This window comes from Bordetella sp. FB-8 (genome assembly GCF_000382185.1).
Lineage (GTDB): Bacteria > Pseudomonadota > Gammaproteobacteria > Burkholderiales > Burkholderiaceae_B > Bordetella.
Window position 1 is genome coordinate 481561 of sequence record NZ_KB907784.1, and the last position, 12589, is coordinate 494149.

Here is a 12589-nt window from a genome sequence, read left to right on the forward strand (position 1 = left end):
GGCCATCTGATTTGCGTAGTGCGAGCGGCCGTTGTGGGTAGATACCCGCCGATCATCGGCACCTATATTCGATTCAAGACAGGCCTTCCGATTCACTTTTCAAAACGCAAGCCCGCGCATCAAGCCCAGCCTGCCGCATACACGACGCAAACCGGTGCTGGTAGCATTGAATGCCGACTCGGACATTGCACCATCCGACGGCACCTCAAAAGCGGACCGACATGACCATTCTTGATACCCACCGCATCGAAAGCTGGCATGCCCATGTCTATTTCGATGCGGCAAGCCGCGATGCTGCCTGGGCGTTCCGGCAGGAGATCGATCGGCATTTCGGCGCCTGCGTGCAAATCGGACGGTTTCATGAGCGTCCGGTCGGCCCTCATACACAGTGGTCGTATCAGATTGCGTGTGCCACGGACCATTTCTCCGCACTGATTGGCTGGTTGACGCTGAACCACGGCGCCCTGGACATCTTCGTGCACCCCAACACGGGTGACACCCTGCGCGATCATCGCGATTGCGCGGTGTGGATCGGCCGCTCCTACGACCTGGTTCTGTCCGCGTTAAGCAAATGACCGCCCGCTACACCGTCGCCCCTCACGAAGTCGAACTTGTCGCCGTACGCGCGCAGGGTGCGGGCGGGCAGAATGTGAACAAAGTGTCGAGCGCCATCCATTTGCGCTTTGACGTGCGCGCATCCGCACTGCCGCAAGTGCTGAAGATGCGCCTGCTGGCGCTGCACGACCGGCGCGTGACGCGCGATGGCGTGATCATCATCAAGGCGCAGGAATACCGCACCCAGGAACAGAATCGGGCCGCGGCGATGGCGCGTCTCGAAGAATTGATCGCAAGCGTTCGCACAACCCGCAAAGTCCGTGTGGCAACGCGCCCGACCCGTTCGTCGCAGCGGCGTCGCCTCGATAACAAGGCGCAGCGCAGCGAGGTAAAAACGGGACGAGGGCGCGTGTCCGAATAGGGTGTTGCGTGAGCGACTTGAAGGTAAGCCTCCGGTGAGCACCGTCTTGTAAATCACTCTGGTCGGCGGTATAGCTGGTCAGGTGCTGGATTTTTTCAAGAAGACCGGATCGACCTTCCAGAGATGACCGTCGTCGGTGTGCACGCTGGCGGTTTTCTTGTTCAATCGCATGATCAAGCCGTTTCGCACTTGGCCATCGTTATCGGTGAAGCAGACGCGGTCGCCCTGGGCGAACTGGGCCAGTTGCATCGTGCTCTTGGCCTGGGCCAGCAAACGCAGGCGCTCGACCACCATGTGGTTGAGGTACATGAGGTCTTGCTCGCTCATGTGGCGCAGAGCTTGAACAAACAGGTCTCGGTCCAGGATGGTGTGCTTGTTGGCGCTCATGGCGCCATTTTTACATGACCTGGTTATGCCTGGGCGGCCAGGTTCCAGGGCAAGAGATCAGCCACCCGGTTGACCGGGTACTCAGCGATAACGGCCAGCACGCGGCGCAGGTAGGCTTCTGGGTCGATGCCGTTCAACTTGGCCGTCTCCATCAGGCTGTACATCGTGGCGGCGCGTTCGCCACCCCGGTCCGAGCCCAAGAAGAGATAGTTCTTACGCCCGCACGCGATGCCACGCACCGAACGCTCGGCGGCCGAGTTGTCGATCTCGACCTCGCCGTCATCCAGGTAGCGCGTGAGCGCCTGCCACTGGTTCAGGGCATAGCCGATGGCCTCAGCGGTAACCGACTTGCGCGACACGGTGGGCAGTTGTTCTGTGAGCCAGGCCCGCAGCGCCGTCACGATGGGCACGGACTCGACTTGGCGAACTTGCTTGCGATGTTCTGGTGGACTGCCGCGGATGCCTGCTTCGATCCGGTAGAGCTCGGCGATTCTCTCCAGGGCATGCGTGGTGATGGGCGTGGGCCGATCCACATGGATCTCGTGGAACTTGCGCCGGGCATGCGCCCAGCACGCAGCCTCGATCACGCGTCCCCTGGCGTAGATCGCGTCGTAGCCCGCATAGGCATCGGCTTGCAGCGTGCCGCTGAAGTCCTTCAAGTGCGTCTGCGGATGGATGCCCTTGCGGTCGGGCGAGTAGCGGAACCACGCTGCCGGCGCGGCGGCGCCGGCATGGGGCCGGTCATCGCGCACGTAGGTCCACAAGCGGGCCTGGCGCGTCTTGCCTGAACCTGGCATGAGCACCGGCACAGGCGTGTCATCGGTATGCAGCTTGCGGGCCGAGAACACGTGATCGCGCAGGGCGGCTACAAGCGGGGCAAGAAGTTGGTGCACCCCACCCACCCAGTCGGCTAGGGTGCTGTCGGCCAGCTCCACGCCTTCGCGCTCGTAGATGCGGGCTTGCCGATGCAAGGGGATATGGTCAGCGTATTTGCTCACGCAAACGTGCGCAAGCAATCCCGGGCCGGCCCAGCCGCGTGCAATCGGGCGGCTGGGCGCAGGCGCCTGCATCATGCGCTCGCAGCACGTGCAGGTCAGGCGCGGGCGCACGTGGCGGATGATCCGCAGGCTGGCCGGAACGTATTCCAGCATGTCGCTCACGTCCTGGCCGAGCCGCTTCCAGGCGCCGCCGCAGTCCGGGCAGGCTGTCGCTTCGGGAAGGTGTTCCATGACTTCGCGCGGCAGGTGCTCAGGCAACGCACGACGCACCGGGGCCTGGCGCTCGGCGCGAGGCTGCGCAGAACGCGCCGGTTCAACCCGTTGGGCTTGATTGAGGTAAAGCTCTTCGAGCTCCAGCTGCAATTGATCGACCTGGTGTTGCAGCTTCTCGGAGCGCTGGCCGAACAGCAGGCGTTGCAGCTTGGCCAGCAAGAGCTTCAAGCGGGCGATCTCGTCGCTGTCGTCGCGCTTGCCTTGCTTGAACGCTTCACGCTCGGCATGGAACGCCTCGCGTTCCGCGCGCAGCGCCTGGTTCTCTTGCTGATGCGCTTGCAACTGGGCCTGGTGCGCCAATACCAATGCCCGCAGGGCATCGATATCGTTGGGCAGACAAGCAGGTGCGCGCATGCCGTTATTTTATCGGCGTGCGGCACGGTTGAGAAGGTGTCGATACGTAGATCGGCGCACTACACCTGCGTGGGCCTGGCCGTGCGCACGGGGCTGCGCCAATCAATGCCTTCGAGCAGCATCGATAACTGGGCCTTGGTCAGCGCGATACGACCCGCCTCGGCCTGTGGCCACACGAAGCGGCCTGCCTCCAGACGCTTGCAGAACAGGCACATGCCATCGCCATCGAACCACAGCACCTTGATCCGATCCCCACGTCGACCACGGAACACGAACACGTGGCCGCAGAATGGGTCGGCTTGCAACTGGATCTGCACCAACGCGGCCAGGCCATCGAAGCCACGCCGCATGTCGGTCACGCCCGCCACGATCCAGACTCGCGTGTTGCCGGGCGGCAGCATCAGGCACGCAACGCGGCAATGGCTGTCCTGAGCAGCAGCGGATCGACGCTGCCCGTCACGCACAAGCGCGACGGGCCTATCGTAATCTCCAAACTGCCAGATGCAGCAGGCGCGACTGGCTCGGGATCGGGCATGGCTACGACATCAACTGCCACCACCGCAGAGACGCTCGCCGCAGTATCCAAACGGCCTTCGCTATACAGCTTGCGCCAGGCCCAGACCTGGTTGGCATTGATGCCGTAGTCACGCGCCAGCGCCGCGACCGATGCACCCGGACGCATCGATGCCTCGACGACCTCGCGCTTGCGGGCCACAGAGTGCTGTTGATACCTGCGCTGCGTCTCGCTCATGAATGCCCCGAAATTTATGTCCAGAAATTTTTATGGACACAAATTTGAGAGTGCCCGAGAACCAGAATTCTCGGCTTGGTAGGCGCCAGGCGTCTAGACGGTACTCACCGGAGCCTTACACTTGAAGCGCAATTGGGTCGCCTGTACCGAGGACTCAAGGAGTCCCAGGAAGTGGCTGCCGGCGAGACCGCCCGGCATTCGACAGGCGCCTGGGGCGCAGTAAAATCCGCGATCTATGCGCTACGCCGACTTCGATCAACGCCTCGCCTGCCTTGGCGCCCTGCCCGTCCATCGCGGCCGGGTGGTGCGCGTCTGGCTGGACGGTCAAGCACTCGACAGCGGCACGCGGCGGCGGCTGTCCGAGCACTTTCTGCCGCGGGCGCTGCGCGAGGCCGTGCCCGCCCTGACGATGGAACTGGACGGCCTGGCCCGCATCCGCTCCGAACACGCCGGCAGCGACGGTTCACGGCTGCTCGTCGAACTGGCCGACGGACAGATGGTGGAAAGCGTGCTGCTGCCGCGCGACGGGCTCTGCGTCTCTACCCAGGTCGGCTGCGCGGTCGGCTGCCGTTTCTGCATGACCGGCAAGAGCGGCCTGATCCGCCAGGTCACGAGCATGGAGATCCTCGCTCAGGTCGTACTGGCACGGCGCCTGCGCGCGGTGAGGAAAGTCGTTTTCATGGGTATGGGCGAACCGGCGCACAACCTGGACAACGTGCTCGAAGCCATAGACCTGCTCGGCACCGAAGGCAATATCGGCCACAAGAATCTGGTGTTCTCCACCGTGGGCGACTTGCGCGTGTTCGACGCCCTGCCGCGCCAGCGCGTCAAGCCCGCGCTGGCGCTGTCGCTGCACACGACCAAGGCCGCGCTGCGCGAACACCTGTTGCCGCGCGCGCCGAAAATCGCGCCGGAGGAACTGATCGCGCTCGGCGAAAAATACGCCCGCGATACTGACTATCCAATTCAATACCAGTGGACGCTGCTCAAGGGCGTCAACGACGGCGACGACGAGCTCGACGCCGTCGTGCGCTTGCTCAAGGGCAAGTATGGCGTGCTCAACATGATTCCCTTCAATAGTCTGGAAGGGGACGACTACCAGCGTCCCGATTCCGAGCGCATCCGTGAAATCGTCCGCAAGCTGCACAGTCGCGGTGTGCTGACGAAAGTGAGAAACAGCGCCGGCCAGGACGTGGAGGGCGGCTGCGGCCAACTGCGCGCCCGCGCTGTCGCAGCTGCGCAGGGGGTCGAACTTCGCCGCAGGCCCCTGGCAAAGCCGGAAGTCGCTTAAGGAACTTCCGAACACATCGGCCTGTGCTGAGAGAATACGGCCTCAGGCCGATCGCAGGGACACCTGATACGTTTAGATCAGACCTTCCTGAAGGCGCTCGCTCTCGGGCAACTGCACATGTTCAATGCGGTGCCGTCCGTTTTTCTTGGCCGCATAGAGTTGCTGATCTACAGCTTTGATAAAGCCGGCACGCTCCGCCTGCTCATCTGGCACCACCGTCCCCGCTCCGATGCTTACCGTGACGCATCTGCCATGCGGCGACAATGCATGCACGATAGACTTTTTCTTGAGCAATCGCTGGCAGCGTTCAGCGATTTTCCGGGCCGCCCCGGCATCGGCTTCGGGCAGCAGCACGACAAACTCCTCGCCTCCGTAGCGCGCAAGAAGATCGCGAGGGCCCTCCAGAGCCAGACTCAGCGTCTGGGCGATATCTATCAAGCATTTGTCCCCCTGAGCGTGGCCATACAAATCGTTGTACTGCTTGAAAAAATCCACGTCGAACAACAATAAAGACAGGGGTTTGCTTTCGCTGCGCGCACGCTCCCATTCCAATTCGAAACTGCTATCAAAGCGACGTCGGTTGGCAATATTCGTCAGGCCGTCCTTGAAAGACAGCACCTCCAACTCTTTTTGCAAGCTCAGCAGCTTTTCCTCGGTTTTCTTGCGTTCGGTGATGTCAAACATGAAGCCGACCAGCGCTTGGACTTCGCCTCTGTCATCGCGCACTACGTGCACAACGTCCCGAATCCAGACATAGCCGTTGTCCTTGGTCAGCGCCCGGTAGTCCGCCTCATGGTCCACGCCGCTCTGGGATTGGGTGACGCAGAAATTCACCACATATTCGCGATCCTCCGGATGCATGCGCATGGCCCAGTCTTCCACGCTCACCCAACTCTCAGGACTCCAGCCCAGCAACGCCTCGATCTGCGGGCCAATATAGGCGAACTTCATCGTGGCCCAATCGATCTTCCAAGGAATCGCCTTGGTCGACTCCAGCAGGGTTTTGTACACCGCATTGTCATCAAAAAGCCGGTTTACGTCAGACATACCCAGCCTCTCCTTGTTCCGTCTCAATAAGTCACTTTAGCCTGAGGCGGTCAAGACAGTTCAAACCTTGGCCGTCCGCTATACTCGGCCACTACGCAAGGTCGTCTCAGCAACCTGATGGTCATACAGAGTCTGTATGGTTCACGGTTGATATCTCAAGCGCAAACATATCGGCGAAGCATCGACGAGCCGAAGGTCGCCTACCTGGCATTTGACTGCGCTTTCCGCCACTCCACTACACGTAGGAAACAACCTTGCAACGCATCAGCCTTGCGCTCGTCGTGGCGTTGCTTCGCGCGCTTTCCGTACTTCCTTACAAGCTTGTCGCTCGCATCGGAATGGTTGTCGGCACGGCGCTGTATACGCTTCCAAGCCGCCGCAAGCACATTGTCCTGGTGAACTTGCGCCTGTGCTTTCCCGAGAAGACGCACCACGACCTTCAAAAACTCGCAAGAGATCATTTTCGCCATGTTGTCCGCAGCTATCTCGAGCGCGGCATCCAGTGGTTCGGCAGTGCGGAGTCGATTCGCAATATCGTGCAAGTCGAGAGCAAAATCGATCTGGACACCGATAAAAATCTGCCGACCATCTTTATGGGCTTTCATTTTGTGGCCATTGAGATTGGCTGCATCCTTTACTCCACACACGCTCCCATCGCCTCTTTGTTCACACGCATGTCAAGCAAGGGGCTATGCGACCTGGCCAAGCGGCAGCGCGGCAGATTCGGCACACAGATGATCGAGCGGGCGGCAAGTGCCAGAAAGGTCGTGGAGTTGCTGCGCTCCGGCACACCGGTCATGCTGGCGGCGGATATGGACCAAGGCGCCGACAACTCGGTGTTTGTCCCGTTTTTCGGCGTTCCCGCCTGCACGCTCACGGCTGTCTCACGTCTGGCCAGGCTGGGGCGCGCAAGGGTCGTTCCATTCGTGACCGAGGTGCTTCCGAATTACGAGGGATATAAGTTGACGATTTTCGAACCCCTTGCGGACTTCCCATCGGGGAGCGATGAAGACGACGCGCGTCGCATGAATGCGTTTCTTGAGGAACAGATCGTTAAATTTCCCGAGCAGTATTACTGGGTGCACCGGCGGTTCAAGCATCGGCCACCGGGCATGGCGCCGGTCTATTGAGCGGGTCGTTCGGCAAATTCTCCAAGAAAGATGCTTCATGGTCGACAGGAGTCCCTGTTGGCTATCCAACCCGTCCCGGGGCACAGTAAAACGCGCCCCCCATGCGCTACGCCGACTTCGATCAACGCCTCGCCTGCCTTGGCGCCCTGACCGGCAAGAGCGGCCTGGTCCGCCGGGTCACGAGCATGGAGATCCTCGCTCAGGTCGTACTGGCACGGCGCCTCCTGCATGGGGTTCAGCAAACCGACCGCTTCGTCGCGACGCCTTTGCGCAAGTCGTATGACAGCATCAGGATCGAAGATGCGAATCCGCTCGGCGAACACCGCGGCGCGCGCCGCATAGACATCGGCAAGGTCGGGATAAGCGGCCACGCATTGCAGACTCCCTCTGCCTGCATCCCGCGACGCTTATGCCTCAATGACGTATCGGCGGTCTGTGACTGGCGTCTCACCAATGCGGCTGGATTCAAGGCCCGCGAATTTCCAGCCGTTGCTTTCGTAAAATCGGATCGCTTTGTGATTTCCTTCCAAAGCGTAGAGATGCACTTTCGTTTCGCCCTGCTCTCGCGCCCATGCGCGCACAGCCTCAATCATGAGCCTTCCCAGTCCGCGCCCCTGGAAAGCATCCATGACGTGAAGGCTGCTGAGCAGCGCGCCATACGCCGGATTGGCGGCTTTTTCGGCACTTACGAACCCGGCGGGCTTTTGATCGATCTCGGCGATGAGAACAAGACCGCGCTCTTTCGGCGGCCGGGACAGGAGCGCGTCCCAGTGCGTTCTGTGGTCCAGAGAAACCCGCTCGCCCAGGTATTGGGCGGGCAAGAGCGCGCGATAAGCGTCGCGCCAACTCGACGTGTGCAAGGCGGCGACGACGGCGCTGTCGTCTGCCGAGGCAGCACGTAGCAAAACCTCTGGAACTTTCATTTTGTGTTCCGAAAATCCGGATGGAATGCAAGTGTAGCAAGCTGCTTGCTGTTGCTCCTTAACAGTCCGATCCTCGATGATTACAGGCAATGAAGTCTCGGCGCGAAGGCCAAGATTAGAATTCACTATTTGCGCACCTTTCATGTCTTGGCTTCCCACCACCGCCACTGCCCCCTTCTGCCCCGCCGAGGTCAAGGGCAGCATCCGGATCGACGCCGCGTCCTCGCGCTGGACCAAGCTCAGGCGCTTCCTGGGACCGGGCCTGCTGATCGCCATCGGCTATATGGACCCGGGCAACTGGGCGACCGATATCCAGGCGGGGTCGCAGTTCGGCTACGCGCTGCTGTGGGTCGTGGCGCTGTCGAGCCTGGCGGCCATCTTTCTGCAGATGCTGGCCGCGCGCCTGGGCCTGGCCTGCGGCAAGGACCTCGCGCAGGTCAGCTGCGAGCGCTACGGCCGGTTCGGGCGGATGGTGCAATGGATCACGGCCGAGCTGTCCATCGTTGCTTGCGATATTGCCGAGGTGTTGGGCTGCGCGCTGGCCTTCAAGCTGCTGTTCGGCCTGACGCTGCCTTGGGGCATCGTGCTGACGGCGCTGGACACGCTGATCGTGCTCGGGCTGCAGGGACGCGGCTTTCGCCAGATCGAGGCGATCGTGCTGGTGCTGATCGGCACCATGGCCGCCTGCTTTGTGGCGCAGTGCGCGATGATGTCGCCCGACTGGCATGCCGTGTTCAAGGGGCTGCTGCCCAACGACCCAGGCCACGACCGCAAGGATGCGGTGGTGCTCGCGCTGGGCATCGTCGGGGCGACCATCATGCCGCACAACCTCTACCTGCACTCGTCGGTGGTGCAGACCCGCAACGTGGTCGGCGGAGCGCGCGGCGTGATCCGCGATACGCTCGCGATGGTCCGCCTCGACACCGTGGTGTCGCTCCTGCTGGCCACCTTCGTCAATGCGGCGATTCTCGTGCTGGCCGGCTCGGTCTTTCATGTGTCCGGCCACACCGGCGTGGCCGACATCGAGCAGGCCTACCAGCTGATCGCGCCGATCGCGGGCGGCGCGGCGGCCCTGCTGTTCGGCATCGCGCTGCTGGCCTCGGGCCAGAGCTCCACGCTGACCGGCACGATCGCGGGGCAGGTGATCATGGACGGCTTTCTGCAACGCAAGATTCCCTGCTATCAGCGCCGCCTGATCACGCGCGGACTCGCGCTGGTTCCGGCGCTCCTAGGCGTGCTCTGGCTGGGCGATCATTCGGTGGGCAAGCTGCTGGTCTGGAGCCAAGTGCTGCTCAGCCTGCAGCTGCCGTTCGCGATGTGGCCGCTGATCCGCTCGGTCAGCGACCGCAAGGTGATGGGCGAGCATGCGATCGGAATGCGCACGCAAGTGCTTGCCTGGGGACTGTTCACCGTGATTACCGGCATCAATCTAGTGTTGATTGCCAGCGTCGGCGGCTGAGTTCCGGTTCCGGTTCCGGTTCCGGTTCCGGCAAATGCACGACACGCGCCAGCGGCCACTTCATCATGAAAAATGGACGGAGATGCAGCCCAGCCTGCCGTAGTCGGCATGCAGCGTGTCGCCCGGGCCCACCGCCACCGTCCGGGTGAACGAGCCGGCCAGGACGGTGTGCCCGGCCGCCAGGCCGGTATCGTGCAGCGCCAGCTTGTTGGCCAGCCAGGCGACGCCCAGTGCCGGATGTCCCAGCACCGCCGCGGACACACCGGATTCTTCGATGACGCCGTTCTTGAACAGGACGGCACCCACCCAGCGCAAATCGATGTCCATCGGCCGCACCGGCCGGCCTCCCAGCACGATGCCGGCGCAGGCCGCATTGTCTGCAATGTTGTCGACCAGGGTGCGGGGATATTTGCTGCGGCCGTCGATGATCTCCAACGCCGGTACGACATAGTCCGTGGCATCCAGAACATCGAACAGCGTGACGTCCGGTCCGCGCAGCGCCTTGCCCAGCACGAAGGCCAGTTCGACTTCCACGCGCGGCACGATGAGCTTTTCAGTGGAAATGGTCTGGCCGTCCTGAAAGAACATGGAATCGAGTAGATGCCCATAGTCTGGCTCGTCGATTCCGACGGTGCTCTGCATGGCCTTGGACGTCAGGCCTATCTTATGCCCACGCAACCGGGCGCCCTGGGCGATCTTGCGCTCGATGACGAGCTTCTGCACGGCATAGGAATCGGCGATCTCCATTCCCGGAAAAACCTGGGCCAACTGCGTGGTCGGCACACCCGTCAATTCGGCCTCCAGCATCAGCCCGGCGGCGCGGGCACGGTCCTGATCATTGAGCATGGGGCGTTCCTCTGACAGTAGCAACCGGTTCATCGGCCACGGGATTGGACAACGTGCCGATGCCGGACACGTCCACCTCCACGAGGTCGCCAGGTTCGAGAAAGCGTGGCGGGGTGAAGCGCACGCCGGCGCCCACCGGCGTGCCGGTGAGGATGACGTCGCCCGGCTCCAGCGCAGTCCAGATCGAGATGTAGCGGATCAGTTCGTCGAACGCAAACATGAGATGGGCGGTCGTATCGTGCTGCCGCTGTTCGCCGTTGACGCGGGTAGTGATCGTCATGGGCGCGGCAGGATCGAAAGCGTCGGCGGTCACCATCCATGGCCCCATCGAACCGCTCGACTCGAAATTCTTGCCCTGGGTCACGTTGAATTTTCCATGGCGCACCCAGTCGCGCACCGTACCCTCGTTGGCGCAAGTCAAGCCGGCGATGTGGGACCAGGCATCGGCCGCCGCGATACGACGGCCGCGCCGGCCGATGACAAGTGCGATCTCGCCTTCATAGTCCAGTTGCGCGGATTCGGGCGGACGCAGCACAGCTTGTCCATGACCGACGAAGGAGGCCGGAAAACGCGGGAAGACACTCGGGTAGGAAGGCGCGACGCTGCCGTCCTTGTATTCTTCATTGCGGTTGCCGTAGTTCACGCCGACACAGATGATTTTCCCGGGCACGGGAATAGGCGGCCGCAGTTTCACGTCTGCCAGGCGCAAGGCCGCGGGCAGGTTTTCGGCACGGCGCGCGAGCTCATGCAGCGCTTGAGCCGCGATCGCGGCGCGCAGACTGTCATATCCCAGTCCGGTCAGATCGACGATATCGGTGGCGCCGCGCAGCAGGCCGAAGCATTCGCGGCCCTGATGTTCGAAGGAAAGCAGTTTCATCGGTCGAATCCAAAAAGGCAGGCGGGGTTGTCGACCAGGATTTTCTTCAATGTGCCGGCATCGCCCGCATAGCGCGCCAACTGATCCACCAAGCGGCCTTCATCGGGCGTGGCCTTGACCGAAACAGGGTGCGGCCAGTCGCTGCCCCAAATCACCCGGTCGGGGTTGGCTGCGATCATCGCCTGCGCCAGCGGCACGACATCGTCCCAGCCGGCGCCGGTTCTGGACAGCTTTTCCGTCAGGGACAGCATCACCCAGACATTGCCGCGCTTGAGCAGCTCCACCAGCTTGCGCCGGCTGGGATCTTTCTCGCCAGCGGCCGGATCGGCACGGCCCATATGGTCGATCACCACAGGAATGTCCAGGTCTTCGAACTGCGGCGCCTGCGCCAGGATGCCGTCCGGTTCCGGCTGGAATTTGGCATACCAGCCGAGTTCGCGCAGACGTGCGATCGATCGCCGGAAAACGGCCGGCTCCATACTGATTCCAAGGCCTTGGCGGGTATAGCGGGCGCCGCGCACGCCGGCATCGTGCAGCTTGGCAATGTAGGCGTCGTCGCGCTCGGCCAGGACGGCCGCGTTGGCGCAGCCGCGATAGCTCGGGCCGGCGGCGGCCAGGCCGTCCAGCACCACCTGGTGATCGGCGCCGTACGTTGTGGCCTGCACGATGACGCCGCGCTCGATGCCCAGCAGGCGATGCAGCCTCAAGGCGACCTCGATGGTGGCGCTGGGCATTTCGTATGCCGCGCCCGGACGCACCGGATAGCGATCGACGGGGCCGAAGACGTGGAACTGGCTGTCGCAGGCGCCCGCGGGCAGCCGCGTGCGCGGCACGCTGGGATGGGGCTGAAAGGATTGATATTGGGTCACGCGGCGCTCCCGGCCTGCAGCACGGCGATGAAATCGCATTCGATCAGTTTGTCGCCGTCCAGGTCCGCCTTCATGGTGTGGCGCGCCGGACGATCCTCGGGGTCGGGGAAGGCGCGCAGCCATGCGGCGTTGAGCGCGGCGCGCTGTTCGCGGTCGCGCATCCAGACCGTCATCTTGACGATGTCGGCCAGCGATCCGCCACCGGCTGCGACGATGCGGCGCACATGATCGAACATCAGTTCGCATTGGCGCTCTATCGATGCGCCATAGACGCCCGTGGCCGGATCGGTGCCCTGGATGCTGCCCGAATACAGCATGCTGCCGATACGGCAGGCGGCAGGAATTGGGTTCTTGTGGCCGAAGCCTTCGGCGTAAATGCTGCGTCTACTCATGTGTGGATTCCGGAAA

At 62.6% G+C, this 12589-nt stretch carries 15 protein-coding genes; 5 read left to right on the top strand and 10 right to left on the bottom strand.

What is annotated here, in order from left to right:
- Positions 1 to 221 precede the first annotated feature (221 nt).
- Positions 222 to 575: a DOPA 4,5-dioxygenase family protein gene (locus H143_RS0102370; RefSeq protein WP_019936619.1), complete on the top strand. Its 354-nt coding sequence runs from the start codon at positions 222 to 224 to the stop codon at positions 573 to 575.
- Positions 572 to 976 carry an alternative ribosome rescue aminoacyl-tRNA hydrolase ArfB gene (gene arfB, locus H143_RS0102375; protein WP_019936620.1) on the top strand — a complete coding sequence of 135 codons (405 nt, stop codon included), beginning with the start codon at positions 572 to 574 and terminating at the stop codon, positions 974 to 976. The genes H143_RS0102370 and arfB overlap by 4 nt, the downstream gene beginning before the upstream one ends.
- A 78-nt stretch (positions 977 to 1054) precedes the next feature.
- On the opposite strand, the gene H143_RS19815 is transcribed toward arfB, so the two are convergent.
- From H143_RS19815 to H143_RS0102395, 4 genes are read right to left on the bottom strand one after another with little or no spacing between them, the layout of a single operon-like run.
- Positions 1055 to 1363 carry a hypothetical protein gene (locus H143_RS19815; RefSeq protein WP_019936621.1) on the bottom strand — a complete coding sequence of 103 codons (309 nt, stop codon included), beginning with the start codon at positions 1361 to 1363 and terminating at the stop codon, positions 1055 to 1057.
- Positions 1364 to 1386: 23 nt separating this feature from the next.
- On the bottom strand, positions 1387 to 2988 hold the full coding sequence (locus H143_RS0102385) for an IS66 family transposase (RefSeq protein WP_019936622.1): 1602 nt from the start codon (positions 2986 to 2988) through the stop codon (positions 1387 to 1389).
- Positions 2989 to 3047: 59 nt separating this feature from the next.
- Positions 3048 to 3389: an IS66 family insertion sequence element accessory protein TnpB gene (tnpB, locus tag H143_RS0102390; RefSeq protein ID WP_019936623.1), complete on the bottom strand. Its 342-nt coding sequence runs from the start codon at positions 3387 to 3389 to the stop codon at positions 3048 to 3050.
- Entirely contained in the window at positions 3389 to 3739 is a 351-nt protein-coding gene (locus H143_RS0102395) for a transposase (RefSeq protein WP_019936624.1), read from the bottom strand. The genes tnpB and H143_RS0102395 overlap by 1 nt, the downstream gene beginning before the upstream one ends.
- Before the next feature lie 235 nt (positions 3740 to 3974).
- Here H143_RS0102395 and H143_RS0102400 point away from each other — a divergent pair, with 235 nt between their 5' ends.
- Entirely contained in the window at positions 3975 to 5030 is a 1056-nt protein-coding gene (locus H143_RS0102400) for an RNA methyltransferase (protein ID WP_019936625.1), read from the top strand.
- Positions 5031 to 5102: 72 nt separating this feature from the next.
- On the opposite strand, the gene H143_RS0102405 is transcribed toward H143_RS0102400, so the two are convergent.
- The gene (locus tag H143_RS0102405) at positions 5103 to 6077 is read right to left on the bottom strand and encodes a sensor domain-containing diguanylate cyclase (protein ID WP_019936626.1); all 975 of its coding nucleotides are present in this window, start codon (positions 6075 to 6077) and stop codon (positions 5103 to 5105) included.
- A gap of 254 nt (positions 6078 to 6331) precedes the next feature.
- On the opposite strand from H143_RS0102405, the gene H143_RS0102410 reads away from it, so the two are divergent.
- Positions 6332 to 7207 (top strand): lipid A biosynthesis lauroyl acyltransferase, encoded by an 876-nt coding sequence (locus tag H143_RS0102410; RefSeq protein ID WP_019936627.1) that lies wholly within the window; start codon positions 6332 to 6334, stop codon positions 7205 to 7207.
- Between the two features lie 407 nt (positions 7208 to 7614).
- Here H143_RS0102410 and H143_RS21895 read toward each other — a convergent pair whose 3' ends face one another.
- On the bottom strand, positions 7615 to 8334 hold the full coding sequence (locus H143_RS21895) for an N-acetyltransferase family protein (protein WP_369751159.1): 720 nt from the start codon (positions 8332 to 8334) through the stop codon (positions 7615 to 7617).
- On the opposite strand from H143_RS21895, the gene H143_RS0102420 reads away from it, so the two are divergent.
- Positions 8273 to 9589 carry an Nramp family divalent metal transporter gene (locus H143_RS0102420; protein ID WP_019936629.1) on the top strand — a complete coding sequence of 439 codons (1317 nt, stop codon included), beginning with the start codon at positions 8273 to 8275 and terminating at the stop codon, positions 9587 to 9589. The two genes, H143_RS21895 and H143_RS0102420, sit on opposite strands and share 62 nt — an antisense overlap.
- Before the next feature lie 63 nt (positions 9590 to 9652).
- On the opposite strand, the gene hpaH is transcribed toward H143_RS0102420, so the two are convergent.
- Genes hpaH through H143_RS0102440 form a run of 4 tightly spaced genes read right to left on the bottom strand, consistent with a single transcriptional unit; the run spans position 9653 to position 12573 of the window.
- Complete coding sequence (hpaH, locus tag H143_RS0102425; RefSeq protein WP_019936630.1) at positions 9653 to 10435, bottom strand: 2-oxo-hept-4-ene-1,7-dioate hydratase; 783 nt, start codon at positions 10433 to 10435, stop codon at positions 9653 to 9655.
- A complete protein-coding gene (locus H143_RS0102430; RefSeq protein ID WP_019936631.1) occupies positions 10425 to 11312 on the bottom strand; it encodes a fumarylacetoacetate hydrolase family protein in 888 nt (295 codons plus the stop codon). Before H143_RS0102430 ends, hpaH begins: the two co-directional genes overlap by 11 nt.
- Positions 11309 to 12181, bottom strand: coding sequence for an amidohydrolase (locus tag H143_RS0102435; RefSeq protein ID WP_019936632.1), 873 nt, complete (start codon positions 12179 to 12181; stop codon positions 11309 to 11311). Before H143_RS0102435 ends, H143_RS0102430 begins: the two co-directional genes overlap by 4 nt.
- Positions 12178 to 12573: a RidA family protein gene (locus H143_RS0102440; RefSeq protein ID WP_019936633.1), complete on the bottom strand. Its 396-nt coding sequence runs from the start codon at positions 12571 to 12573 to the stop codon at positions 12178 to 12180. Before H143_RS0102440 ends, H143_RS0102435 begins: the two co-directional genes overlap by 4 nt.
- Between the last annotated feature and the right edge of the window lie 16 nt (positions 12574 to 12589).